General features: G+C 71.4%; 25 protein-coding genes and 4 pseudogenes. 24 read left to right on the forward strand and 5 right to left on the reverse strand.

Features of this window, described 5'->3' with window-relative positions:
• Positions 1-37 precede the first annotated feature (37 nt).
• Positions 38-253 (forward strand): annotated as a pseudogene (locus OG294_RS37780) (L-threonylcarbamoyladenylate synthase); the annotation flags it as partial.
• 143 nt (positions 254-396) lie between these two features.
• Here OG294_RS37780 and OG294_RS37785 read toward each other — a convergent pair.
• Both OG294_RS37785 and OG294_RS37790 read right to left on the reverse strand, forming a co-directional pair.
• Positions 397-861, reverse strand: a complete 465-nt coding sequence (locus tag OG294_RS37785; RefSeq protein ID WP_327071096.1) for a hypothetical protein — start codon at positions 859-861, stop codon at positions 397-399.
• Between the two features lie 157 nt (positions 862-1018).
• Entirely contained in the window at positions 1019-1702 is a 684-nt protein-coding gene (locus OG294_RS37790) for a hypothetical protein (RefSeq protein WP_327071097.1), read from the reverse strand.
• 223 nt (positions 1703-1925) lie between these two features.
• On the opposite strand from OG294_RS37790, the gene OG294_RS37795 reads away from it, so the two are divergent.
• The 11 genes and pseudogenes from OG294_RS37795 to sigK all read left to right on the forward strand — a co-directional run bounded on the left by OG294_RS37795 (position 1926) and on the right by sigK (position 11551).
• Positions 1926-3254, forward strand: a complete 1329-nt coding sequence (locus OG294_RS37795; RefSeq protein ID WP_327071098.1) for an NAD(P)/FAD-dependent oxidoreductase — start codon at positions 1926-1928, stop codon at positions 3252-3254.
• Positions 3255-3288: 34 nt separating this feature from the next.
• Positions 3289-3712: pseudogene (locus OG294_RS37800) on the forward strand (DUF1365 family protein); the annotation flags it as partial.
• Complete coding sequence (locus OG294_RS37805; RefSeq protein ID WP_327071099.1) at positions 3696-4985, forward strand: cyclopropane-fatty-acyl-phospholipid synthase family protein; 1290 nt, start codon at positions 3696-3698, stop codon at positions 4983-4985. The pseudogene OG294_RS37800 and the gene OG294_RS37805, both read left to right, overlap by 17 nt.
• Positions 4982-6253, forward strand: coding sequence for a cyclopropane-fatty-acyl-phospholipid synthase family protein (locus OG294_RS37810; protein ID WP_327071100.1), 1272 nt, complete (start codon positions 4982-4984; stop codon positions 6251-6253). The genes OG294_RS37805 and OG294_RS37810 overlap by 4 nt, the downstream gene beginning before the upstream one ends.
• Positions 6250-7044, forward strand: coding sequence for a DUF1295 domain-containing protein (locus OG294_RS37815; RefSeq protein ID WP_327071101.1), 795 nt, complete (start codon positions 6250-6252; stop codon positions 7042-7044). The genes OG294_RS37810 and OG294_RS37815 overlap by 4 nt, the downstream gene beginning before the upstream one ends.
• Positions 7045-7118: 74 nt before the next feature.
• A complete protein-coding gene (locus OG294_RS37820) occupies positions 7119-7838 on the forward strand; it encodes an alpha/beta hydrolase (protein WP_327071102.1) in 720 nt (239 codons plus the stop codon).
• Between the two features lie 386 nt (positions 7839-8224).
• Positions 8225-9031 carry a ferritin-like domain-containing protein gene (locus OG294_RS37825; RefSeq protein ID WP_327071103.1) on the forward strand — a complete coding sequence of 269 codons (807 nt, stop codon included), beginning with the start codon at positions 8225-8227 and terminating at the stop codon, positions 9029-9031.
• Positions 9028-9840, forward strand: a complete 813-nt coding sequence (locus OG294_RS37830) for a ferritin-like domain-containing protein (protein WP_327071104.1) — start codon at positions 9028-9030, stop codon at positions 9838-9840. The genes OG294_RS37825 and OG294_RS37830 overlap by 4 nt, the downstream gene beginning before the upstream one ends.
• A 97-nt stretch (positions 9841-9937) precedes the next feature.
• Positions 9938-10312 carry a cupredoxin domain-containing protein gene (locus tag OG294_RS37835; RefSeq protein WP_327071105.1) on the forward strand — a complete coding sequence of 125 codons (375 nt, stop codon included), beginning with the start codon at positions 9938-9940 and terminating at the stop codon, positions 10310-10312.
• 98 nt (positions 10313-10410) lie between these two features.
• Positions 10411-10926 (forward strand): hypothetical protein, encoded by a 516-nt coding sequence (locus tag OG294_RS37840; protein ID WP_327071106.1) that lies wholly within the window; start codon positions 10411-10413, stop codon positions 10924-10926.
• A gap of 49 nt (positions 10927-10975) precedes the next feature.
• The gene (gene sigK / locus OG294_RS37845; protein WP_327071107.1) at positions 10976-11551 is read left to right on the forward strand and encodes an ECF RNA polymerase sigma factor SigK; all 576 of its coding nucleotides are present in this window, start codon (positions 10976-10978) and stop codon (positions 11549-11551) included.
• A gap of 364 nt (positions 11552-11915) precedes the next feature.
• On the opposite strand, the gene OG294_RS37850 is transcribed toward sigK, so the two are convergent.
• From OG294_RS37850 to OG294_RS37860, 3 genes are all read right to left on the reverse strand, one after another.
• Positions 11916-12659, reverse strand: a complete 744-nt coding sequence (locus OG294_RS37850; RefSeq protein WP_327071109.1) for an anti-sigma factor — start codon at positions 12657-12659, stop codon at positions 11916-11918.
• Complete coding sequence (locus tag OG294_RS37855; protein ID WP_327071110.1) at positions 12656-13240, reverse strand: sigma-70 family RNA polymerase sigma factor; 585 nt, start codon at positions 13238-13240, stop codon at positions 12656-12658. Before OG294_RS37855 ends, OG294_RS37850 begins: the two co-directional genes overlap by 4 nt.
• A 407-nt stretch (positions 13241-13647) precedes the next feature.
• The gene (locus OG294_RS37860) at positions 13648-14187 is read right to left on the reverse strand and encodes a DUF5994 family protein (RefSeq protein ID WP_327071111.1); all 540 of its coding nucleotides are present in this window, start codon (positions 14185-14187) and stop codon (positions 13648-13650) included.
• A 212-nt stretch (positions 14188-14399) separates the two neighbouring features.
• Between OG294_RS37860 and OG294_RS37865 the strand changes: the two are divergent.
• From OG294_RS37865 to OG294_RS37920, 12 genes and pseudogenes are all read left to right on the forward strand, one after another.
• A pseudogene (locus OG294_RS37865) lies at positions 14400-14933 on the forward strand (ISAzo13-like element transposase-related protein); the annotation flags it as partial.
• A 44-nt stretch (positions 14934-14977) separates the two neighbouring features.
• Complete coding sequence (locus OG294_RS41280) at positions 14978-15067, forward strand: hypothetical protein (protein WP_442789388.1); 90 nt, start codon at positions 14978-14980, stop codon at positions 15065-15067.
• Positions 15068-15109: 42 nt separating this feature from the next.
• Entirely contained in the window at positions 15110-16456 is a 1347-nt protein-coding gene (locus OG294_RS37870; protein WP_327071112.1) for an IS4 family transposase, read from the forward strand.
• Positions 16457-16474: 18 nt separating this feature from the next.
• Positions 16475-17224, forward strand: a pseudogene (locus OG294_RS37875) (ISAzo13-like element transposase-related protein); the annotation flags it as partial.
• Positions 17225-17298: 74 nt separating this feature from the next.
• On the forward strand, positions 17299-17919 hold the full coding sequence (locus tag OG294_RS37880) for a GNAT family N-acetyltransferase (protein WP_327071113.1): 621 nt from the start codon (positions 17299-17301) through the stop codon (positions 17917-17919).
• Positions 17920-18018: 99 nt separating this feature from the next.
• Positions 18019-18942: a transposase family protein gene (locus OG294_RS37885; RefSeq protein ID WP_327071114.1), complete on the forward strand. Its 924-nt coding sequence runs from the start codon at positions 18019-18021 to the stop codon at positions 18940-18942.
• 523 nt (positions 18943-19465) lie between these two features.
• On the forward strand, positions 19466-20665 hold the full coding sequence (locus OG294_RS37895) for a UDP-N-acetylglucosamine--N-acetylmuramyl-(pentapeptide) pyrophosphoryl-undecaprenol N-acetylglucosamine transferase (protein WP_327071115.1): 1200 nt from the start codon (positions 19466-19468) through the stop codon (positions 20663-20665).
• Positions 20666-20700: 35 nt separating this feature from the next.
• Positions 20701-20898 carry a hypothetical protein gene (locus tag OG294_RS37900; RefSeq protein ID WP_327071116.1) on the forward strand — a complete coding sequence of 66 codons (198 nt, stop codon included), beginning with the start codon at positions 20701-20703 and terminating at the stop codon, positions 20896-20898.
• A 120-nt stretch (positions 20899-21018) separates the two neighbouring features.
• Positions 21019-22401, forward strand: coding sequence for an LCP family glycopolymer transferase (locus tag OG294_RS37905; RefSeq protein WP_327071117.1), 1383 nt, complete (start codon positions 21019-21021; stop codon positions 22399-22401).
• A gap of 307 nt (positions 22402-22708) precedes the next feature.
• Positions 22709-24064: a D-alanyl-D-alanine carboxypeptidase family protein gene (locus tag OG294_RS37910; RefSeq protein ID WP_327071118.1), complete on the forward strand. Its 1356-nt coding sequence runs from the start codon at positions 22709-22711 to the stop codon at positions 24062-24064.
• A 190-nt stretch (positions 24065-24254) separates the two neighbouring features.
• Positions 24255-24587, forward strand: coding sequence for a hypothetical protein (locus OG294_RS37915; protein ID WP_327071119.1), 333 nt, complete (start codon positions 24255-24257; stop codon positions 24585-24587).
• A gap of 69 nt (positions 24588-24656) precedes the next feature.
• Entirely contained in the window at positions 24657-25418 is a 762-nt protein-coding gene (locus OG294_RS37920) for a GntR family transcriptional regulator (protein WP_327071120.1), read from the forward strand.
• The last annotated feature ends 31 nt before the right edge of the window (positions 25419-25449 follow it).

Here is a 25449-nt window from a genome sequence, read left to right on the forward strand (position 1 = left end):
GCCGCACCGAGCCGGGCTGTTCCGTGGGTGCGGTGGCGCCGACCTGACCGGACACCCGTCCCCGCAGGACTGTGGCGCCGCACAGGGCATGCTCGGTGAGGCCGTGGCCGTCTACCTGGACGCGGGTGCGACCCCGGCGGCCGTGCCGTCCTCGATCGTGGACATCACCGGCACGGCTCCCGTACTCGTGCGCGCGGGGGCGATCAGCGCGGACCGGCTGCGTGAGGTCGTCCCGGACCTGGTCTCACGGTAGGCCGTCCGGACTGGGACGGGTCTCCGCCCGGAACACCAGCGTCTCGGTCGGGCCGGCCACGGATGCGTCTTTCGGTCGGTGAAAAGGCGGTCGGGTCGGGATGCCGGGGGCCGGATGTGCGCAGCGTGGCCGGCTCCGGGCGTTCAGATATGGCTGAGGGGCTGGTAGGGCTGCTCGGGGTGGGCGGCGCCGGGGTGAACGGTGCCGTAGCAGGACAGGAAGAGCTTCCAGCCGTCGCGGCACTCCAACGTGGCGCCGTAGCGCACCGCCGGCGGGTCAGGGCGGGTGCTGTACCGGTCGACCCGAACGACATCACTGGACGCATCGCCCGCCGTGGCGGCGGCGACCAGGGCCTGTTCGACGAGGGCCACCGCGACAGGGCGACCTGTCAGGTCCGGCAGCTGCGTCTCCTCGCCGGCATTGCCGCTGACGGCCTGGGTGGGGGCGGCGCCGCCGGCGCCGGTGATGGTCCACCACACCTGCCCACCGCTGTCCAGGGTCACGGTCAGTCCGTAGGGGCTGTCGTCGCTGCGCCTGTCGGCGTCGGCGATGCCCGGTATGCGGGGGGCGCGTGTGATCAGTAGCTGCTGCAGGTCGGATGGAGTCATGGGCGAGGACCGGGTCAGGGGAGCGGGTCGTCTTCACGCCGGGGGATTCAGGGCGTCACATCGCGCTCCGCGTGGGCAGACGTGTGGGCAGGCCGACGGCGGCGACGGGTCCGCGGTGTGCCGGGCCGCGGGCCGAGAGGGGTCGCGGCCGGGGCGGTCATGGGCGTGCCGGGGGTGTGCGGCGCTGCCGTCCGCTGTCGGCGCGCAGTTGGTCGGTTCGTGCGGTGAGTTCATCGAGGCGGCCGGCGATTGTCGGGTGGGCTTCCAGGAAAGGCCGGGTCTCGGTGAGCGGGGCGAGCAGGCGGGCGGGGTCGTTGTTGCCGAGCGCATCCAGCAGGCGTCCTATGGCAGGGGCCGCCGAGGTGGTGAGGTCGTCCAGGGCTCCGATCTGCCCGGCGAGGCGGCGCAGGCTCGCGGCGTTGTCGCGGGCCCAGGCGGTCACCGCGCGGTTGGCGGCGCGCTGGTCGCGTGTGGCCTGGACGCGTTGCTCGCCGGTGCTTCCCGTCTCGGTGCCGACGTCGGTGTCGGGGCGCATGCGCAGGTAGCGGCGTTCGGCGGCCTGGCGGCTCTGGACGCCCATCGGTTCGGCGAGGTCGGCCCAGGTGGCGCCTGCGCCACGGGCGGTCTCGATCAGGCCGGTCTCCCAGCCTGCGAGTTCCTGGCGAAGATGGCGCAGCAACAGGAGTGCGGACAGGGCCTGCTGCGGGTCGTTCTGGCTTGCGTCGTCCTGGGGTGCGTGGCGGGCGGAGCGGGCGGCTGCGTCCATCGTGCCCAGTGCTGCGGCGGCGGCCAGGAACGAGGGCGGACCCACCCCGGTCGTACGGGGATCCCGCGAATCCATGTCGTCACTCTTTCGCTGACTCGGCTCGTGTCATCGTATTGACGACATTGTAGCGACCTCTGCTGGTGAGTACCGCGGCGGGATGCTGCCGGTCCCGTGCACCGGCGGGCGCGCTCGGCGTGGAACACGTTCGGGGCAATCTGCCCCCTCGCGTGCTCCGAAGGTGGAGTGAGTACAGAGACGGGAAGGCCTTGTGCGGCCTCCCGCGCGAGGGGAGAGCGATATGTCGGTTACCGTCCGGCACGGGGCGGAGCAGTCGTGGCGCGACGGCCGTGCGGGGCGCGGCACCGTGGCCGTGGTCGGGGCGGGGGTGGCTGGTCTGACGGCTGCCTATCGGCTGCAGGGCGCGGGGCTCGCCGTGGAGTTGTTCGAGGCCGACGGCCGGCTGGGTGGGCACGCGCACACCCAGCCGGCGGTGGGCGCGGACGGCCGGGAGGTGGCGCTCGACACCGGGTTCCTGGTGCACAACGAGCGGACCTATCCGCATCTGGTGGCCCTGTTCCGCGAACTCGGCGTGGCCACGCGCGACAGCGACATGAGCATGTCGGTGCGCTGCGACGGGTGCGGACTGGAGTACGCGGGCGCGCGTGGCCCGGCGGGGCTGATCGCCCGGCCGGGCGCGCTGCTGCGCGGGCCGTACCTGCGGATGCTGGCCGAGGTGCCGCGCTTCCACCGCCGGGCCCGCGCGCTGCTGGCCGATCCTCAGGCAGGTGATCCGACGCTGGGCGAGTTCCTGGAGGCCGGAGGGTTCTCCGGCTACTTCGTCGAGCACTTCATGACGCCGGTGGTGGCTGCGGTGTGGTCCTGCGCCCCGGACCTGACGGGGGAGTACCCGGCGCGCTACCTGTTCGCGTTCCTGGCCAACCACGGCTTGCTCTCCGTCCTCGGTTCGCCGACCTGGCGCACCGTGGTGGGCGGCTCGCAGACCTACGTGGCGAGGATCGCCGAGCAGCTCAGCGCGGTCCACCGCGGAGCACCGGTGCGGGCTGTCCGGCGCCACAGTGACGGCGTGTCGGTGACCTGCGCCGACGGACGGACCACCGGGGCCGACGCCGTGGTGATCGCCACGCACGCGGACCAGGCGCTAGCGCTGCTTGCCGACCCGACCCGGGCCGAGAAGGAGGTGCTGGGCGCCTTCCGGTACTCCCGCAACCCCACGGTGCTGCACCGCGACGTCGCCCACCTGCCCCGGGCCGCCTGGGCCCGGGCTTCGTGGAACTACCGGATGACCGGCTGCGCGGGCGATGGCGCGGGCGTGAAGGTCAGCTACCACCTCAACCGCCTGCTCGGCCTCGACACTGCCGAGGACTACCTGGTGACGCTCAACGAGGACCCCGAGCGGCCCGTGGCGGACGAGCACGTCGTCTCCCGCACCGTCTACGAGCACCCGATCTACACCCGTGAGAGCGTCGCCGCCCAGGCCCGGCTGCCCGAACTGAGCACCGGGCGGACGGCGTTCGCCGGCGCGTACCACGGCTGGGGTTTCCACGAGGACGGCTGCCGCTCGGGCCTCGACGCCGCCCAGGCCCTGCTCAGGGTGAGCGCACCGTGACCACGCAACCGGCTGCCCCGGCTGCGGCACCTGTGCTCCGCTGTGCACGGTCGCCGAGGTCCACACCACCTACGGTGAGCGGCACCGCTACCTGCTGCACACCGACGAGCGCGGCCGCACCGATGCAACCAAGGAGTTCTACGTCTCCCCGTTCTTCGCCGTCGACGGCCGCCACCGGACGGCGCTGCCCGTGCCGGGTGAACGGCTCTCCCCCAGGGTGCACCTCGGACGGGCCGGAGGCCGCCCGTCCGCCGCGACCGTGCGCGGCGCCCGCCGGCCGGCCGGTCGGCGGCACGCAACTGCTGCGGACCGCCGTGCGGCACCCGCTGTCCACCCTGGCGGTCGGCACCCACATCCGCTGCCAGGGCATCCGGCTCCGGCTGCGCGGCCTGCCCCTCCAGCCCCGCCCCGACCACACTCCCAGGAAGAGGTTCCGCCATCATGACCGTGCACGCTGAAGCCCTCGCACCCAGTGCGTTCGCGTCGGCGGATCCGCGCCACTGGCCCGACGTGGCCCGCGTGCCCCGCGTGCCGCTCAAGGCGGCGGTGGCGCGGCGCCTGCTGCGGCGCATCGCCCGCCGACGGGGCGTGCGGGTCCAACTGCCGCACGGCCGCCTGCTCGAACCTGCCCCCGCCACAGCGCCGGTGCTGCGCCTGCACCGGCCGGACGCCTTCTTCCACCGGGTGGGCGAAAGCGGGCTCATCGGCTTCGGTGAGTCCTACCAGGCCGGCGAGTGGGACTCACCCGACCTGGTGGCGCTGCTCACCGAGCTGGCGACCGCGCCCGAGACGCTGGTGCCGACCGGCGCGCAGTGGCTGCGCCGCCTCTACGTGCAGCGGACTCCGGCCACCGAAGTGAGTACTCCGGACAACGCCCGTACGAACATCCACCGGCACTACGACCTGTCCAACGAGCTGTTCGCGCTCTTCCTGGACCCGACTCTGTCCTACTCCTCGGCCCTCTTCCCGACCGGTCCGGGCGAGGCTCCGGTCGCCTCCTGGGAGAGTCTGGCAGCCGCGCAGCACCGCAAGATCGACCGGCTGCTGGATCTGGCCCGGGTCGGGGTGGGCAGCCGGGTGCTGGAGATCGGCACCGGCTGGGGCGAGCTGGCGATCCGCGCGGCCGCCCGCGGGGCCCGGGTGGTCAGCCTCACCCTGTCCGAGGAGCAACTCGCGCTGGCCCGCCGCCGGATCGCCGACGCCGGCCTCGCGGACCGCGTCGAGGTGCGGCTGTGCGACTACCGGGCCGCCGAAGGCGAGTTCGACGCGGTGGTGAGCGTGGAGATGATCGAGGCGGTCGGCCGGCCGTTCTGGCCCGCCTACTTCGCCACCATCGACCGCGTGCTGGCTCCGGGAGGGCGGGCGGCGCTGCAGGCCATCACCATGCCGCACCAGCGGATGCTGGCCAGCAGCGGCACCTACACCTGGATCCTCAAGTACATCTTCCCCGGCGGCCAGATCCCCTCCCTGGAGGCGATCCGGCAGACCACCGACCGGTACACCGGCCTGCGGGTGGCGGTCTGCGACTCCTTCGGCCCGCACTACGCCGAGACCCTGCGGCTGTGGCGCGAGCGCTTCACCGACCACGCCGACGAGGTCGGTGCCCTGGGCTTCGACCAGGTGTTCCAGCGCATGTGGGAGCTCTACCTCGCCTACTCCGAGGCCGGGTTCCGCACCGGCTACCTCGACGTCCAGCAGATCCTCCTCACCCGCCCGGAGCGCACCCGATGACTGCCGCAGCCCAGCTCGCCGGCCTCCTCGCCGACCTGTTGCAGCGCCCGCTGCCCTTCCGCCTCAGGGCATGGGACGGCTCGACCGCCGGTCCGGCCGGCGATGTGCCAACGGTGGTGCTGCGCAACCGCCGTGCGCTGCGCCGCCTGCTCTGGCAGCCGGGCGAACTCGGCCTGGCGGATGCCTACATCAGCGCCGACCTCGACGTCGAGGGCGACCTCGCCCCGGCCCTGTCGCAGGTGCGCCGAGCCCTGGCCGGACACGGCCCGGTCCGCCCAGGCGTGCGGGACTGGCCACGGCTGCTCGCCACCGCCACCCGGCTCGGCGCCCTCGGGCCGCGCCCCGCGCTCTCCTCGGGCCGGGCCCGGGTGCGCGGGACGCTGCACAGCCGGTCCCGGGACCGGGCGGTGATCAGCCATCACTACGACCTGTCGAACGAGTTCTACGCCCTGCTGCTCGGCCCGGCGACGGCCTACTCCTGCGCCTACTGGACGCCCGAGGAGGACAGCCTGCAGACCGCCCAGGAGGCCAAGTTCGACCTGATCTGCCGCAAGCTCGACCTGCACCCCGGCAGCCGCCTGCTGGACGTGGGCTGCGGCTGGGGAGCCCTGGCCGTGCACGCCGCCCGCGCCTTCGGCGCGCAGGTCACCGCGGTCACCCTGTCCGAGCGTCAGCACGCCTTCGCCACCTCGGCCGTGGCGGCCGCCGGAGTCGGCGACCGGGTGTCCGTGCTGCTGCGCGACTACCGGGAGATCCCGGCCGGCCAGTACGACGCGGTCAGCTGCGTCGAGATGGGAGAGCACGTCGGCGACCAGCAGTACCCCGCCTTCGCCCGCCGTCTCCACGGCATGCTGCGCCCGCAGGGCCGCCTGCTGGTCCAGCAGATGTCCCGCGGCGCGGTGGCGCCCGGCGGCGGCGCGTTCATCGAGACCTACATCGCCCCCGACATGCACATGCGCCCGGTCGGCGAGACGGTCGCCCTGCTGGAAGCCGCCGGCCTGGAGGTGCGCAACGTCGAGGCGCTGCGCGAGCACTACGCCCGCACCATCGACGCCTGGTACGACAACCTGCGCGAGCGCCGCGCGGAGTTCACCGCCCTGGTCGGGGAGCCGACGGTGCGGCTGTGGCAGCTCTACCTGGCCGGCAGCTCACTGGCCTTCGCCGAGCGGCGGATGGGCGTGGACCAGATCCTCGCCGTCCGGCCCGGCCAGGACGGTACGAGCGGCGCCCCGGCGACTCCGGCCGCCTGGTACCAGGGGCGGCCGTGAACGCCGGTGCCTTCGCCGTCAACCTCGCCGCCACGACCGGCGCGGCTTCGGCCGTCCTGCTGGCCGCCTTCGCGGTCGGCGTGCGAACCGGCCGGCACCGCGGCGTCGACGTCGCCTGGGGCCTGGCTTTCACCGCCGTCGCCTGGACCGGGTACGCGCTGTCCGCCGGCCACGGCGACCCGGGCCGACGCCTGCTGGTGACCGTCCTGGTCACGGTGTGGGGTCTGCGGCTGTCGGCGCACATCGGGTGGCGTTCGCGGGGCCACGGCGAGGACCCGCGCTACGACCGCCTGCTGGCCAAGGCCCCGGCCGGGCGGCGCGACGCCTACGCGCTGCGCACGGTGTACCTGCTGCAGGCCGCGATCGTCTGGTTCGTCTCCCTGCCGGTCCAGGCCGCCCAGTACCTGACCGTCCCGCTCGGCCCGCTCGCCTTCGCCGCGGTGGGCCTGTGGCTGGCCGGCATGGTCTTCGAGACCGTGGGGGACTGGCAGTTGGCCCGCTTCAGGACCGACCCGGCCAATCGCGGGAAGGTGATGGACCGTGGGCTGTGGGCGTGGACCCGACACCCCAACTACTTCGGCGACGCCTGCGTCTGGTGGGGGCTCTTCCTGCTCGCCGCGGCCGAACCGATCGGCTGGGCGTTCGTCCTCACCCCCGTGCTGATGACCTACCTGCTGGCGTTCGGCAGCGGCAGACCGCTGCTGGAGCGTCAACTCAGTACCACCAAGCCGGGATGGGACGCATACGTCGCCCGTACCAGCAGCTTCCTTCCCCGCCCACCACGTCGATGACCTGATGCCCTGTGCCCAGTGAACCCGCGACCGCCACACCGGCACCCGCCGCCCCCGGCGAAGGAGCTGACCGCGTGCCGGAGAGGCTCCCGCCGCCGGGGAGCCGCCTGCGGGTGCACCGCGTACCCGAGCGGCCCGCGGCAGCCGTGCTGCTGCTGCACGGTGGCAGGGCGGACAGCCTGCAACCGGTGCCCAGGTTCAGCCTGGCCAGGCTTCGGATGCGCCCCTTCGCGTCGGAGATCGGCCGGCGACCGTGGGGGCGCCAGGTCCTGATCACGTCGGTCCGCTACCGTTACCGGGGCTGGAACGGGAATCACGCCCACCCCGCGCACGACGCGCTCCAGGCCCTTGAGGAACTGTCAGCACGTGCCCCAGGGATCCCCGTGGTCCTGATCGGGCACTCGATGGGCGGGCGCGCGGCCCTGAACGCCGCTGAACACGACACAGTGCGCGGGGTGATCGCCCTGGCACCCTGGTGCCCACCCACAGAAAGGGTGGCCCACCTGCACGGTAAGGCCGCCGTCTTCCTGCATGACGAGGCCGACCGCGTCACCTCCGCCGCGCAGACCTGGGACTTCGCCCGCCGGGCTGCCACCGCCGGAGCCGACGTCCAGTGCGTCCCGATGCCGGGCGGCGGGCACGCCATGCTCCGCGGTGCCCGCCACTGGCAGGCACTGGCCGCCGACCACGCGGCCGTGGTCCTCGCCTGGCCCCCGTCATCCACCGCAAGAACCACCCGCCGGCCGACCACAGCTGAGCGTCCAGCAGGGAGGTCTTCGACCTGGCAGGGGTAACCGCCTGCCAGGCACGGCCGGCGGTGTCCCCGCCTCCGGGAACGGGCCCGGCTGGCCCATCCGGGTGGAAGCCGTCCACGGCGGCGATCCGGTGGGAGCGCGAGTGCGAAGAGTCGGTGTGCGCCCAGCCGGTCCGGCTCCGATCGGCGCGGTGTCATCGGGCGGGGCTTCGGAACTCAGGCCGAAGCCCCGCCGCCCACCTGCTGCCCGACGGGGGCCGCGCCGGCTCACCGGCCTTCCGGTCGCCGTCCGGCAGGCGGTGCAGCGGGGGAGGGTCACCCGTGCGGGTGAACGCGAAGATCTCGGGCAAGCCGGTTCCTCGGTGGCGCCGAAGGCAGGACGTACGAGCCCGCGAGCTGCGGGCTCCGGCCCGGGACGGGAGCATGATGCCTTCAGAGCACATCGACACCGGGCTGCTCGAGGAACTCACCGAGCAGTCCGAGGACTTGAACAGCGACGCGTTGCGGATCACCCGCGGGGCGCTGATCGACTTCGGGCAGGCGGTCGAGCCCCTCCGGCGCCGCTGGTGGCAGCGCGGCGGCCTGATCGCCGGCGCGGGCGGCCTGGCCGCGCTGTGGGGCGCCTCGCGCGCCTCCGCCGACAACGCCTCGCCCTCGGGTTCCATGGCGGACGACATCATGGCGCTGCAGACGGCCGCCTCGATCGAGAACCTGGCGGTGAGCGTCTACCAGACCGCCGCCGGCCTGCCGTTCATCAAGAACGGCAACGCCACGGTGGCCGCCTTCATCACGAAGACCACGCAGCAGCACCAGGCCCACGCGCAGGCGTTCAACGCCGCCGCCACCCAGGCCGGCGGCAAGGCCCAGAACAACCCGGACCCGAAGTACAAGGCCGTGGTCGACCAGGCACTGCCGACCATCCAGGGTCCGGCCGACGTGGTGAAGCTCGCCATCACACTGGAGGACGTGGCGGCCCAGACGTACACCAAGAACGTCTCGCAGGTCTCCGACGCGCAACTGCGCAAGCTGTTCGCCTCCGTCGCCCCGGTGGAAGCCCAGCACCGGGCCACCCTGCTGGCCGTGCAGGCGCTGCTCGCCGGCGATGCCGCCGACCTGGTCACCATCCCGGTCGACCCGGCCAAGCTGCCCGCTGCGGCCGGCAGCGTCGGGTTCCCCGACTCGTTCTACAAGACCGACAACGCTTCCCCGATCAGCGAAGGGGCCGTGCAGTGACAACGACCAAGGGCGGCTGGGAACTCCCCATCAGCGAGGGCGAACTGGCCCGGCTGACGCGGGACATGCACGACGTGCACCAGGAGACGCTGCCCGCGATGCGCGCGGCCGCCGTCGACCTGACGGAGGAGATCCGGGCCCGCCGGAACGACGCGCCGCGCGAGGCGGGCCGGCGCCGATTCCTGCTCGGGGCCGGCGGCGCGGCGGTCGCACTCACCCTCGCGGCGTGCTCCAGCAGCAAGTCCGGCGGTTCAGCGGGCTCCTCCGGTACATCGATGCCGGCCTCGGACTCGGCGTCCGGGCAGTACACCGGCGACCTGAGGGTCGTCGCTCTGGCCACCGCGCTGGAGAACCAGGCGGTCGGCGCCTACCAGGCCGCCCTGGACGCCGCCAAGGCCGGCAAGCTCGGCACCGTGCCGCCGGCGGTGGGCACCTTCATCACCACCGCGCAGGCCCAGCACGCCGACCACGCCAAGGCGTGGAACGCCGTGTTGACCGGTGCCGGCAAACCCGCCATCACCACTGTGCCGCTGTCCAACCAGCCCGCCACCCTGCAGGCCCTGAACGCCGCCACCGACGTGGGCACCGTCGCCAAACTGGCCCTGTCACTGGAGGACCAGGCCGCGCAGACCTACCTGTTCGCGACCTACAGCGTGACCAGCCCCGCAGGCATCGCCACCGCCGCCACCATCGCCCCGGTGGAGGCGATGCACGCCGCGATCCTCAACTACGTGCTCGGGCAGTACCCGGTCCCCGACGACTTCCTGCCCGTCGACAAGGCCGCCAGCCCCTCCCTGCTCACCGTCTGACCAGGGCCGCCCGAAGACCGGTGCGGGCCCGGGCGCGAAACGTCGACTCCCTCGCGCCCGGGCCCGCACCATTCCGCCTTCCGAACGGATACCTTCTGTGACCGCCGTACGCCTTCGCTGTGCCTTCGCCGGAGCCCTGCTGATCCTTGCGCTCGGTGCCTGCTCATCCAGCCCTTCCGCGTCCAACGGCACGGGCGTGGCTTCGTCGACCCCGGCATCTGCCGGTACCCGGATCACCATCAAGGACTTCCAGTTCCGGCCGGCCGACCTCACCGTGCACCCGGGGCGGAGCATCACCGTGGTGAACGAGGACTCCACCCCGCACACCGTCACCGCCGACGACAAGTCCTTCGACACGAAGGCCATCGGCGGCGGAGCCTCCGCGACCTTCACCGCTCCGGCCAAGGCCGGCAGTTACCCCTACATCTGCAGCATCCACCAGTACATGCACGCCACCCTCACCGTCAGCTGACCGGCAGCCGCCGGTCCCTTCCGTGCGGAGGCCCACGTGCCCGCCCCACACCCCAGCCGTCCGTCCTCCATCCCGGTGGTGCGAGGGGCCCTCGTCTCGTGGCGGCAGCCGGCCTCGCTGTCGACGCCGCCGTCCACGCCCGTCCGGCCGGGCAGTACGACACCGTCTCCGCGACGGTCGGCGAAGGCGACCTCTTCCGCGCCGCAGCCGCAGCCGCCGTCCTGTCGGCCCTGCTCGTGCTCCGCCGGCGCAGGCGCCCCGGTGACATCGTCGCGCTGCTGGTCGCGGCGGCCGGCCTGGCCGCGATCCTCGTCCACCGCCGCACCGGCATCGGTGCCATCGGTCCGCTGCCGAACATGTACGAACCCATCTGGTCCAGCGACAAGGCCGCCGCCGCGTGGGCGCAGGGCATCGCCATCCTCGCCCTGTCCGTTCTTGTCGCCTGGCCGCGGGGCCGCAGTACCCCTGTGAGCCGAACGTCAGTCCGCCGTGCCCGATCTCGCCTCCGGACGCGTTCCACGCCCCGGTACCGGCCCCACGGCCACCGCCCTGGCCCGGATGCCGCCCGTTCGGGGATCCCGCTGGGTCGAACACCAGCCCGCGCACCCGGGTGAGCCGGGAGGCACTTCAGCGGGCCGGCGCCACCGATCCCGTGAGCAGTCATTGACTTCCGAGACACCATCAGATCCTCCGTGTGACACGATCGAGGGGTTGATCATCCGGGTCGCCGACGGCGACCCTGCGGCCTTCAACCTCCTGCATGACGCCGTGGGCGCCGCGCTGTTCCTGATCGTGCTGCGCGTCGTGCGCGACCGCGGGCACACCCAGGAAGTCGTCCAGGAAGTACTCCTGGAGATCTGGGGCAAGGCCCACCGCTTCCAGCCGGCCCGGGGCAGCGCGATGGCCTGGATCGCGACCATCGCCCACCGCCGTGCCGTCGACCGTGTCCGCACGGTGCGCGCCGCCGTCGACCGCGACCTGCGCGCAGCCGTGCTGGATCACAACACTCCTTTCGACCACGTCAGCGAACAGGTCGAGCAACGGCTCGGGCATCAGCAGGTCCGCGACTGCCTCCAGCAACTCACCGCCCTTCAGCGGCAGGCCGTCGTCATGGCCTACTACCACGGCCTCTCCCACCAGGAGATCGCCGAACTGCTGCGCGTGCCACTGGGCACCGCCAAGTCCCGGGTGCGCGACGGTCTGACGCGCTTGCGAGCGTTCATGGACGGCGACACCTGAAGCCATCCTGGTTCGGGCGGGGCTGTCGTCGAGGTCCGGGTGACCAGCGCCTTGGGGTGCAGATCCTCCGGGCACAGGTCGGCGAACTCCTGGCCCGGGCTCCACCGGACGCCGACCGCACCATCCGCGGATGCGAAGTCACCGAGCACCACTGGTCGTAGAGTCGCAGCCGCAGAGCGCGGTTGCGGCGCCGTACCGCGCTCCTGACACCTTCGCCTCCCAGTCACTCGGCACGCGCCGCAGGTGCCACGCGGGCTTCCCCCGGCTCGTCGGGATGACGACGGCGGAGGGATGGCGGAGCTCGCGCGGGCCGACGGACGCAATCAGGACGCCGTCGGCACCCGGATGGAAGCGGTGGACCGGGTCAGGTGAGCGGCAGCAGCACGAGTGGCTGCCCCGTGGGATGGGCCGAGCCGCCGGAGGGTTCCTCGGTCACGCCGACCCCGCTGGCGCCGTCGATCCGGCCGGTGAGCAGCATCTGTCCGCTGCTCGCCGGCAGCAGACCGGCCGGACGCATCGTGCCGGCGTCGTTGAACCACAGCTCGTAGGTGCGGCCCTGGGGGAGAGCGGGCATGCCGGTGGCAAGGAACGCCGCCTGCCCGCGGTCGGCTGACCACACCACCGTGGCGACGGCCGAGCCGGCAGCTGTGGTGGAGGTCCGGGCGTCCGGGGCGGTCAGCAGGCTCGTGACGGCGCCCTGCTGCGCGCGCAGACGGCTCGCCTGGGCCTGTGCCCGGGTCACCTCGTCGTGCTGCTGAACGGCGAGGGCGCCCAGTCCGGCGGCCAGGGCCAGGCACGCGGCCAGGGCGAGCTTGGGCCACTGGCGCGCCAGGCGCGATGTGCGCCGGGGACGGTCGGCGGGCGAGGTCAGCGGCGGGAGCTGGCGGATCTCCCTGACGCCGGCCATCACCCGGGCCTTGAGAACGGGCGTCGGCTCCACCGCCTCGGCGGCCCCGAGCCGGGCCACGGTCGCCTCGAACTCGGCGACTTCCTGGGCGCAGGCCGGGCACTGGACGAGGTGCCGTTCGAACGCGACGCGCTCCTCCTCGGGCAGGGCGTGCGTCGCGAAGGCGCCGGTGAGGGTGTGCAGGTCGGGTGCCGCAGTCATGATCCAACCCCCAGGCAGTCGCGCAGGCGGATCAGCCCGTCCCGCATCCGGGTCTTGACGGTGCCGAGCGGGGTGCCCAGCAGCTCGGCTACCTCAGGGTAGGTGTACCCCCGGTAGTACGCCAGGGTGACCGATTCGCGCTGAAGCTGCGTCAGCGACTCCAGGCACCGGCGGACCTGCTCGCGCTCCAGCCGGCCCTCGACGTGCTCGGCGACCTCGTCGAAGGCGGGCGTGTGCGAGCGAGCGGCCACTTTCTGCTCCCGGTCCGCGGCCGCCTGCGCCGCCCGCACCCGGTCCACCGCACGCCGGTGCGCCATCGTCAGCACCCACGACATCACCTCGCCGCGCTGCGGCTCGTACCGGGCAGCCGTGCGCCACAGCTCGAACATCACCTCCTGCGCGACCTCCTCCGACTGCGCCGGATCGCGAAGCACCCGCCGCACCAGTCCCAGCACCGGGCCCGCCACCGCGTCATACAGCCGGGAGAACGCCTCCTGGTCGCCGAGCGCCGCCTTGGCCACCAGTTCCTTCAGGTCCGGGCCCCGGTACCGGGGACCCGACAGGTACACGACGGCGTTCACCAGCCCGCCCCTCCGCAACAGGTGGCACACCCGGCCGCACTCGACAGCCGGGGCCTGCCGCCCGGTCGGCAGCTGAACATGAAAACCTCCTGGGTACGGCAGCGGGCAGAGACGGTCTGGATTCGCGGCCGCCGGCCCCGCGGATTGCCCGGAACGCCGACCGCTACGAGGGTGTCCCGCGTCGGGTCCGCTCAGCCTCCGTCCGCTCGCGCGCGGTCCAGCACGCCGCCGAGCCCTCGGGCTTCCTGTACACGCCTGGCATCACGAACCCGTTGTCGCCGTCCTGGTGCAACTACTGCTCCACGGCGTCTGCGTTGTGCGGTCGTTGCCGGACCTGGAGGAGGTGCGCCCAAGGCTGCTGGCCGTGTCGGGGCACGAACAGCGAGCAGAGGAGCGGTCCGAGGTGCTCAGAAGTCTCGACTGCCTCGGCTGTCCGATCCCTCGACAGGCTCTGCGCTGCCGCCCTGCCGGTGAGGACGGCGCATGTCCGCCGGCCGCTGCGCGAGCAGTTCGCTCGCTGTCCGGGCGTTCGTGGGACCGGCCGCAGCACTCATCAGCATCCCGGCCTCGGCCTCGCCGGTCTGCGGCGGCACCACCAGCAGGTCCAGGCGCCGCACCGCGTAGGGGCGCACCATGACTTCGTTCTCGTCCTGCTCCTGGCGGAACCAGCCGCAGCGGACCACGTGGCCGGCGACCGGGATCAGATGGGGGATCACCGGCCAGTGGGTGGGATTCAGCACGACGCGTGTGACGCGTCCCCACCGCTCGTCCAGTTCAGCTACCAGCAAAGGAAGTTCGATGAGGAGATCGTGCGAACGTGGCCACCAGGCGCCGTCCAGTCGGCCAGGGGCGGTACCGTCGGGGGTGAGCGAGAGCCGAAGTGTCGGTTCCGTGGCGGCCAGTGCGGGCGTTTCAGTGGGTTGCACGCGGTCGAGGGTGACAGTCATGACGTGGACCCGTCTCCGGGTCCACTCACACGGGCCCGGGATCGTCGATCTCCGGAGACGAAACCAGCAGCGGGGCCGGTTCGCGAAGTGCCTTCGGTAGCCACACCCTACTCCGACGTGGCGTCAAACCACCATGGAAATAAGAGGAGCTACTGTAAGGGCGTGCAGATCTATAACCCGTGGCTTCCCACCCGGTGGATCGTTGATCTGGTATGAGCGAGTTGGATGTGCAACGGGCCGTGTTGGCAGCCAAGTTCGCGGCGATCCTGCCGCATCTCGATGAACGGCAGCGGCGTCTGCTGATGGGGGCGGAGGCCCGGTCGCTCGGTCACGGTGGGATCACGACGGTCGCCCGTGCCGCCGGCGTCCGGGAGGCCACTGTGTCGCTCGGAGTGCGGGAACTCGACTCTGGCCAGGGTCCGCTGGGGCGAGTACGCAGAGCAGGAGGCGGCCGTAAGCGGATCGTGGATCTGGACCCTACCCTTCGAACCGCGCTGCTCGCACTGGTCGAGCCGGACATGCGCGGAGACCCGATGCCACCGCTGCGCTGGACCACCAAATCGACGCGGAACCTCGCCGGGGAACTGACCCGCCAGGGCCACCGGATCTCCGCAGACACAGTGGGCGATCTCCTGCGCGAGGAGGGCTTCAGCCTGCAGAGCAATGCCAAGACCCTGGAGGGCAGACAACACCCCGACAGGGACGCCCAGTTCCACTACCTCAACCAGCAGGCCCACACCCACCAAGGCACGGCTACCGCACCCGCACCTGGAAGACCGAACTCGCGCGGATCGCCGCCGAGTCCGGCCTGGCGATCACCGTCTGCCACCTTCCTCCCGGAACACAATGCCGTTGCTTGAACTCGTCAAGCAGTTCGTGACGTCGGGGTGGCACGGTCGTTGGGCCTGGCATGCATCCGTGGGTGGGGTTGTCCGATCAGGTGCGGCTGGGGGTGGTGACCCGGTGGGTGACGCCGGAGCTGGTCGCCGAAGTGCTGGAGAGGTGCGGGGTCCGGGACAAGAAGCCCGGCGCGCTTCCTGCTGGGTTCATGGTCTACTTCACGCTTGCCCTGGCGCTGTTCCAGCAGGACTCCTATGACGACGTCGCCGAGCAACTGGTATGCAATGTGCCGGAGTTGAGTGCCAGCGTCCCGAACAAGTCCTCATTCGCTCGGGCGCGCACCCGCCTGGGGCCGCAGGTCCTGGAGACCTTGTTCCGCGAGTTGGCCGGCCCCTTGGCTTCGGTCGGCCCAGAGGGCTCCTTCTACCGCGGGATGCGGCTGGCCGCGGTGGACGGGTTCGTGCTGGACGCGCCGGACACGAAGGCGAACCGGGCCACGTTCGGCGGTCCGACCAAGAACGGCCAAGCGGCCGGATTCCCTCAGGTGAGGGTGGTGACGTTGACCGAGTGTGGCACGCACGCGCAGATCGACGCGGCCGTGGGTGGATTCAACGGCGGTGAAAGGGAGTTGGCGATCGATCTGGCGCCCTCGGCGAGCAAGATACTGGTCATCATGGACCGGGGCTTCCCCGGGGTCGAGTTGTGGAAGGCATATCTCGGGGCCGGGGCCCACCTGCTGATCCGGGCCCGGTCACCGGTGGCGCACCGGCCGGTCGAGTATCTGCCCGACGGGACCTATCTGGCGAAGATGAGCCTGGCCGGCCAACGAGCCTCGCATCCGGGCGGGGTGACCGTGCGGGTGATCGAGTACCGCGTTGACGACGGCGAGGTGGTCCGGCTGCTGACCGATCTGCTGGACCCGATTGCGTATCCGGCGGCGGAGCTGGCCCGGCTCTACCACGCCAGGTGGGAGGCGGAGTCGGCGTTCCGGCAGATCAAGACGTTCCAGCGCGGGCCGGCCGAGGTCCTGCGCTCAGCGGACCCGCAGCTGGTACGGCAGGAGGTCTGGGCGCACCTGGTCGTGCACCACTGCCTCACGCGAGTCATCGTGCGCCTGGCCGACGACAACGGCATCGATCCCGACCGGATCTCGTTCGTCAAGGTCCTCAAGCACACCCGACGCAGTGTGATCCGGCAGTGCGCGGACACACCCACGAAGATCAAGGAGTTCCTGGCCGTGCTGGCGGCGAAGGCGCGCCGCAAGCTCGACAACGGCGCCAGGCGTCTACGCGAGGCGGACCGGCATCTCAAGCGGCCGGACTCCAAGTACTCCTCGAAGCTCTCCTATCGGATCAACACCCGAGACCGGCAGCCGACACGGCGCGTCACACCCAAGGTCATCACCCTGCAACCAGCGATAGTTCACTGAGTCAAGCAACGGCATTGTCCCGGAACATCGAAGTGGAACCGGATCGAGCACCGGCTGTTCTCCCATATCACCATGAACTGGCGCGGCAGACCCCTGACCAGCCATGAAGTGATCATCCAGAGTATCGCCGCGACCACCACCAAGACCGGCCTGACCGTGCACGCCGAACTCGTCGCCGACCAGTACCCCACCGGCATCCGGGTCAGCGACGAGGAGATCGCCGCCCTGCCAATCACACGACATCGCTTCCACGGCGACTGGAACTACACCCTCCACCCCTGCCCGGACCACGGCGCGGACCTCTCCGGCAGATCAGGCGAGGAGGCTCCTCCCACCAATCCGCAGCCGCTGACGGCGTGGGACCTGGGACACCCCGAATTGACCGGGATGACTCGCCGGCAACTGAGCGAACTGATCGACACACTGACACCCGCGCTTCAGGCACAACGCGAGGCGACGCTGCACATGCGCCGCGGCCACGAACGCCTCCTGGCTCCCGGAGCGGGCGCCAAGCCCAAGCTCACCCCCGCGGACCGCATCCTGGCCACCGTGCTCCACCTGCGCAAACTCGCCACCACGGAACTGCTCGGCCAACTCTTCGGCGTCACCAAAGTGACCATCAGCCGAGCCAATCAGGAAGTCCGCCCACTCCTGGAAGCGCACGGCCACCGCACCGCCGCCTCTACTGCTCGCTTCCAAACACCAGGCGACATCACTGCCTTCCTCAGGCTCGAAGCCCCTCAAATCAAGATCAACTCAGCGAGTTAAAGATCTGCACGCCCTAACGGCGTGGTGCGCAATTGCCTCGCGCACGTCCTGCCGCACGGGCTACCCTCGCGGTCATGACGTCCCGTGTTGCGCCGAAGGGCCCCCGAACCAGTTCCGACAGTGCTGAGTTGGTTATCCGTCAGGAGGCGGATGGCGACCACGGGGACGTGCGCGAGGTCCATGCGCTCGCCTTCGGTGACAGCGAGCGGGTCCCTGGGCTCGTGGAGGCACTTCGCGTTGCCAATGCTGCGTTGGCACCAATGTCCTTCGTCGCCACCCTCGATGACCGGGTCGTCGGCCACGTCATGCTGAGCGCGGCCCGGCTGGACGCCCCGCCCCGGATTGTGGACGTCCTGTCCCTGTCACCGCTGGGTGTACTCCCGGCGTTCCAGCACCAGGGCATCGGCACCCAGCTCATCCAGCACGCCCTCGCGGCAGCCGACAGTCAGGGTGTTCCCCTGGTCTTCCTGGAGGGGTCGCCTCGCTACTACGGCAAGCGCGGCTTCCAGGCCGCCGAAGCGGCAGGTTTCCGTGCGCCGTCGCTGCGCTATCCAGACGGTGCCTTCCAGGTCGTCCAGCTATCCGCACACGAGCCGTGGATGACGGGCACCTTTGTCTACTCCGAGACCTTTTGGGCATTGGACTGCGTGGGCCTGCGCGGCGAACGCCTACGGGCAGCCCGCGGCGAAGCCTGAAGATCCACACTCGACCGCTTCACCCGCCCCAGTGGACGTTTAGGGTGTGGAGCACGGCATTGCCTGCACACGATGAAGGCCGTGCGGTGGGGTGGTGTTATGACGCAACACCCGGGCCGCACGGCCTTGTCCAAGCGTATCTTCACCGGGCTCCACCCTCGGCGACTCGGCATACTCGTCGCCGAACTCGCCGGTGCCTGGACGGCCACCGAGGAGTCCTGGCTGCGTGAACGCCGTGGCCATGAGCGGCTGCGGGCACCCGGGGCCGGTCCCGATCACCATCTGGTGTTCGTCGACCGGATCGTCGTGACCCTGGTGGCGCTGCGCTTCCAGCTCCCCCACGCGGCCCTGGTGGAGCCGTATCGGGTGGACCGCTCCACGGTCACCCGCGCGATCCGCGAGATCAGACCGCTGCTCGCGGCGCGCGGCTGCGCCGTCAAGGGACACCCCGAACTGCGACTTCGCACCTTGGCGGACGTCTTCGCCTGTGCGGCGGCCGAGGGCGTCGAACTGCGGCTGGACGGGACCGAGGTCCAGGTCCGCCGCCCGCGCTTCAACAAGCCCGGCCGACGCGCGCTCGTCTCGGGCAAGAAGAAGATGAACACCAAGAAGGCCACCGTCGTCACCGACGGCGATGGCCGCACCCTGTGGGCCGGCGCGTTCCGCCCCGGCCGGATGCACGACCAGACAGCGGTGCGCACCGAGGGCATCGCCGACCTGTTCGAGCAGTTCCCACAGGTCAAAGCCAAGGTCGCCGCCGGATACCGGGGTCTGGCCAAGGAATTTCCAGGCCGGGTCCAGGCCCCGCCACTCAAACCGAAGAAGGACGCGACACCGGAGGAAGTCGCCGCCTGGTACGCGGAGCGCCATCAGCAGTCCTCGGAGCGGAGCTGTGTGGAGCACGCCAACGCCGAGCACAAGCAGTGGCGCACCCTGCAACGCTTCCTCGGCCGCCGCGAAGACTTCGGCGAGACCTACACAGCCATAGCCAGCCTCGTCTCCGACCGCGCCGCCGAGAGATGATCACCCATCAGACAACCCGCCTGGCCGACACGTCCCGACCCCAATCGCGCACCACGTCGTAAGAGCTCTAACAGGAACTTGCTGATCGTTGCTGGTGGGACGTTACCGATGTGACGATGCGTCCGTTCGTGATGGTTGAGCAAGAAGCCGTGGATCGGGGACGACGAGCTGTGGGCCCTGATCGAGCCGCTGGGCCCCCGGGGGGCCGGACGCGTAGTCATCAGCCGGTAGTCGGCGAGCCATTCGGGCTGCCCCCGGGGAGCGGGGCGCCGCGGTCCCCGGTCGCCGACCGCGACACCGCTCCTGCTTCCAGGCGCTGACCAGCGGCTCGATCAAGGCCCACTGCCCGTCCGACGAGTCCGTTGAGTACGGCATCCGTGCCATACCCCGACCCCATCATGCTCACGACATGCGAGTCGGCTCGAACAGCTCCGTACACACGGACGGGCGACACCAGGTCATCCAGAAACGGACTTGACGTCCTCTGAGAAGTCTCTTAGACCGTCCCAGCAGGCTGCTGGGCATGAGGACAGAGCGCGAGGACCGACCCCTGTCGGTGGTGATTGGTGCCGGTGGCACCGGTGGGCACATCTATCCGGGCCTGGCCCTGGCCGAGGCGCTGCGGCGGGCCGATCCGGGAGCGGTGATCTCGTTCGTGGGCACCGAGCGCGGGCTGGAGACCCGGCTGATCCCCGAGGCGGGCTACCGGTTGCACACGGTGGACATGATCCCGTTCGACGCGTCGCTCGGTCTGCGCCGCTACCTGCTGCCCGCCGCGCTGCTGAGTTCGGGGCGGCAGTGCCGGGAGATCCTGCGCGCACAGGGTGCGCAGGTGGCGGTCGGGATGGGCGGCTACCCGAGTGCGCCGGTGATCGTGGGGGCCCGGCTCGCCGGGCTTCCCAGCGTGATCCACGAGTCGAACGCGGTGCCCGGGCGGGCGAACCGCTTCGCGGCCCGGCTCACCCCGCACATCGCCCTCGCCTTCGACCGCACCCGCGCCCACCTGCCGGCCGGCGTGCGGGCGGAGACGGTCGGCATGCCGCTGGTGGGCGCGGTGGCCGGGCTCGACCGGGGCGCGCTGCGGGCCCAGGCCCGCCGGTGGTTCGGGGTGCCGGAGGGTGTGCGGCTGGTGGTCTTCAACGGTGGCAGCCTCGGCGCCGCCCGCCTGACCGAGGCCGCCGTCGAACTGGCCGCCCGCTGGCGCCACCGCAGCGACCTGCGCCTGCTGATCAAGACCGGCCCGGCCACGCTCGACGAGGTCCGCACCCGACTGGCCGACAACCCGGTGGCCGTCGCCGTGCCCTACCTGGACCGGATGGACCTCGCCTACGCGGCCGCCGACCTGATGATCTGCCGCGCCGGCTCCGCCACCGTCGCCGAACTCGCAAGCGTGGGCCTGCCCGCCGTCCTGGTGCCCTACCCCCACGCACCCCACGACCACCAGACACACAACGCCCGCGTCCTCTCCGGCGCCGGCGCCGGCCTCCTCCTCCCCGACCACGCCTGCACCGGCGACGCACTCGCCACCCTCATCGAACCACTGCTCGCCGACCCCACCCGCCTGCTCACCATGAGCCGCGCCGCCGACCCCGGCACCCACGCCCAGGCAGCCGACCTGCTCGCCGCCAAGGTCCTGCGCACCATCGGCCAGACCCCCGTGCCCTACCCGGTGGCGCCCGCCGACTGCCACTCCTCCTGGCTGCCCTCCGCCTGGTCCCAGTGAACCGCCAACCCGACCCGCACAGTACGGAGTTCCCCATGGACAGCCCCATCACCACGCACGACTGGAGCGGGCGCACGATGCTCGTCACCGGCGCCGAGGGCTTCATCGGCAGCACTCTGGTGCGCCTGGCCGGCTGGCAGCCCCGGGTCGACCTGGCCGAGGGGCTGCAGCGGACCTCGGACCGGGTCGCCGAGCACCTGCACCTGCTCGCCCCTGGCCGCTACCAGGTCTGAGCCGACGCCAGGGGGAGCGGGGTGCCATCACCAGCACCTCGCTCCCTCGGCCGGTGGGCGAGCGGTCCGGCCCACCGCGCTGTGCAGGCCGGACCGGTCGACGAACGAGGATGGGCGGGCATGACGAACACACCAGCGAGCGCCTCGGGCGGCAGGCACTGTGTGCACCGCGGTACGCAGAGCGCCGAGGCGGGCGGTGGCCGGGCGGCGGCGCGCAGGAGCAGGAGGAAACCCAGGCGCCGGGGCCTGCGGATCCTGGCCTGCACCACGGCCGGCCTGGTCCTGGTGACCGCCGGGGCCTTCGGCTACCTCTACGAGAAGCTGAACGGCAACATCAAGCACGCGCCGCTCTTCGCCGGCACCTCGGGCGACGCGGGACACGAGAAGCCCGACGCCTTCGGCCGCACCCCGATCAACATCCTGCTGATCGGCTCCGACAGCCGTGACAACGCGGCCGACTGCGCGATCGGCGGCGACTGCGGCCCCGGCGCCAACGCCGACGTCCAGATGGTGCTGCACGTCTCGGCGGACCGCAGCAACGCCACGGTGCTGAGCATCCCGCGCGACACCATGACCGACCTGCCGGCCTGCACCGACAGCCAGAAGAAGACATCGATGAAGGCGCGGTTCGGGCAGATCAACAGCACCCTGGACTACGGGCCGGGCTGCGCGGTGGCCGCCGTGCACCAGGTGACCGGCATACCCATCGACCACTTCATGATGGTCGACTTCACCGGCGTCGTGCAGATGTCGGACGCGATCGGCGGCGTGCCCGTCTGCGTGAGTGACAACGTCTACGATCCCGACTCGCACCTCAAGCTGACGAAGGGCACCCACACCCTCCAGGGCATGTCCGCGCTGCAGTTCGTCCGCACGCGCCACGGCTTCGGTGACGGCGGCGACCTGGGGCGCACGGTGGCCCAGCACATGTTCCTCGGCTCGATGGTCCGCCAGCTCAAGAGCGCCGGGACCATGACCAACCCGGCCGCCGTCCTCTCGCTGGCGAACGCCGCCACCAAGGCGCTGACGGTCGATGACGGCCTCAAGAGCATCACGCAGTTGGTGGGCCTGGCGGACGACCTCAACAAGGTGCCCATGGACCGGATCACCTTCGCCACCATGCAGAACCAGCCCGACCCCTCGAATCCCAACCGCGTCCTGGTCTCCCCGGCCGCGAAGAACCTCTTCACCACGATCATCAACGACCAGCCGCTGACCACCGGCAGCGGAGACGACTCCGCCGCCGCGACCCAGGCCCCCTCCACGGCGACCACCCCCACCGCCGAGCCCTCCGCCGTGCCACCGTCCGCACCCTTCACCCCCTCAGCGCCCGCACCGGTCGACCCCCGGACGGCGCTGAGCAGCGCCAACCCCGCGACTGCCGACGACTCCAGCGGCTGCGCCCAGGTCAGCACCTTCCGAACCGCCAACCTGGACGGCATCCCCATGACACCCACCGAGGCATTCGCGAAGAGTCCGGATGTGCCCGACTCGGCGCCCTGATCGGCGTTGGGCCTCCCGTCCGGCGACCGGGGCTTTCCTGCCCCGCGATGGCCGGACCGGGCACCAGGGGGTGGGTGGATCGGCGGTGTGGACGGGCGGACCTGGGGCAGCCGGGAACGGATTCGCGTGGAGCTGCGTCCCGATAAGGGAAGAACAGACCCAGATGTCCTGAAAAGGGCACCACTGTGCCGGTGGCCTGCAGAAGCGGAGAGAAGACACACCATGGATACGCCTCCGGGCCGCCGTGGAGTGCTCACGCCCGAGCGATCCGACTCCGCACACCGGTACTGAGGAGGAGCAGACAACCATGGCGAACGACCTTTTCGGCGCCCACGGCTCGTCGGAGCCTGCCGTGTCGAGGGACAGCGGGAGTCCCGGCTGCACGAACGCGCCGCGCCGGACCGCACGGCGCGGGCTGGTGCGGAGGACCGCGATCTACGGGGCACCGGTGGTGGCACTGGGTACCGCTCTCGGGGTCGTCCAGGAGCTGCGGCCCCTCCCGGCCCTGGCCCTGGTGGGTGTTGACGCGCAGTCGTCGTTCTCGTTCCCGGGCGACGCGTTCTCCCCGCCGTGGCCGGAGCACGGACAGGCCGCGGTCACCGTCGCCGGGTCGGGCACCGTCGGAGCCTTCGGCGAGCAGAAGCCCGTTCCCACCGCCAGCGTGGCCAAGGTCATGACGGCCTACATAGTGCTGCGGGACCACCCCCTGAAAGACAGGGACGACAGCGGGCCGCAGATCACGGTCGACGCGAAGGCGGTTCAGGAGGGCACGGCGAAGGACGAGTCGCGCATCGAGGGACTCACGGTGGGACAGCAGTTCAGCGAGCAGGACATGCTCAGGATGCTGATGATCCCCTCGGGCAACAACGTCGCCCGGCTGCTCGCGCGCTGGGACACCGCCTCCGACTCCGAGACGGCCTTCGTCACGAAGATGAACGACACCGCGCGGGAGCTGGGACTGGCGAACACGACCTACACCGATCCGAGCGGCCTGGACCAGGGAACCGTCAGCACCGCGGTCGACCAGCTGAAGCTGGCCGAGGCGGTGATGAAGTTCGATGCCTTCCGCCAGGTCGTCGCCATGCCCAACGCCGATATTCCGGGCCTTCCCCAGCGGATCAACAACAACAACGACCGTCTCCTCCTGTCCGGTTCGAGCGTGCGGGGGATCAAGACCGGCTCCAACACCGCGGCCGGCGGAACCCTCTCCTGGGCGGCCTACAAGACGGTGGCCGGGAAGGACCGGCTGATCCTCGGCACCATGCTGGACCAGCACGTCCAAGGAGCCGATCCCTACGGCTCCAACAGCCTCGTCCTGGTCCAGGACAACAGCAAGAAGATCATCGACGCTGTCCGCAACGCCCTGACATCGGCCACCGTCATCAGGAAGGGCCAGGTCGTCGGCTACATCGACGACAAGCTGGGCGGCCGGACACCGGTCGCCGCGACCGAAGACCTCAACGCGCTCGGGACTCCCGGCCAACAGCTGGGCGTCACGCTCGGCGACCACGGCACACCCCCGCCACACGGAGCGAAGGCCGGTACCACGGTCGGTGCGGTGACGGTGGGCAGCGGACCGGACGCCCCGACCGTACCGATCGCCCTGGTGAAAGACCTTCCCGCACCGTCCTTCACGGCACGACTGACGCGCGTACGGGCCTGACGCCGGCCCTGATCCCGGCCGCGGACCGCCGAACCGTCCGGCCGACGGTCGCTTCAGGCGCCGGGTCGGCCGATCGGGGGAGGGCCGCCTGCGGGGTGGGCGGGTTCGATGGATGGCACGGTCAATCGCCCGGGAGGCGTGCGGCGCATCCCTGTGCCCGTTTCCCGGAGCCGGACGAAGGGACGGGCCGATGCTGAAGGCACTGCGGGCCGGTGGCCTGTTCGACGGAACGACGGCGCTGGGGCCCGGCACGGTGCTGGTCGAGGACGGCCGGATCAAGGCCGTCGACACGACCGGTGCCCGGCCCCCGGAGGGTGCCGAGGTCATCGACCACGGCGCGGACGCCTGGATCCTGCCGGGGCTGATAGACACCCATGTTCATCTCGTCTTCGATGCCGGCGACGCCCCGGTCGACCATCTCGCGGCGCGCGACGACGACGCCGTGCTCCGTCAGGGCTCGGCGGGCGACCGGGCACGTGCGGCGGGGGGCCTGGGACGCGGCGTCCACGTGGGGTGCGGGTGAGGTGCCGGTAACGAACCGTTCACGCCGCTCGGGCTCTTGGGAAACAAGCGGTTCCTAGCGTGTCCGTTCATGGATGCGACGCTGTATACGCCTTCGGACACCGCGCCGGATGCGGGGGTGCTGCCCGCACCGGGGGTGCTGCCCGCGCCCTCACTGCGTGAGACGGTCTACGCGAAGCTCCGCGCGGCCGTGCTCGACGGCGAGTTCGGCGTGCGCGAGAGGCTGGCCGAAGTGCGGCTCGCGGCACGGTTCGGGGTGTCACGCACCCCGGTGCGCGAGGCACTGGCGCGGCTGGTGTCCGACGGGCTGATCGAGCGGGCAGACGGCGGCTTCTTCGTCACCGTGCCCAACCTCGCGCGGCTGAAGGACTTCTACGAGCTCCGGGTCACCCTGGAACTGCGCGGCGTCGCGCGGGCGATCGAGGACCCCTCGGTCCGGCACGATCCGGCGGTCATCGCGGCCGAGTTGGACCGCTGGTACGCGATGCGGGAGAGCCCCCCGGCGCCCGACCCGCGGTTCGTCGTGCAGGACGAGCGTTTCCACGCCGAACTCTCCCGCGCCTCCGGCAACCCCGCGCTCACCGACGCCCTGGTGGCGGTCGGCGAGCGCATCCGCCGGGTGCGGATGTACGACTTCCTCACCCCCGACCGTGTCGGGACGACCATTGCCGAGCACATCGGGATCATGGAGCTGGTCCGCGACGGACGCCTCGACGAGGGCTACCGGGCCCTGCACGCCCATGTCGGCGACTCGATGGCCGTGGTGCTGGAACGCGCCCAGCGCGCCATGACCCAGATGGCCGTGCACGCCGACCGCCTGTGCCACCCATGAAGCGGCCGTCTGCTCGCTGTGCCTGAGCACC

It is taken from the genome of Kitasatospora sp. NBC_01302, assembly GCF_035976515.1.
Taxonomy (GTDB): domain Bacteria; phylum Actinomycetota; class Actinomycetes; order Streptomycetales; family Streptomycetaceae; genus Kitasatospora.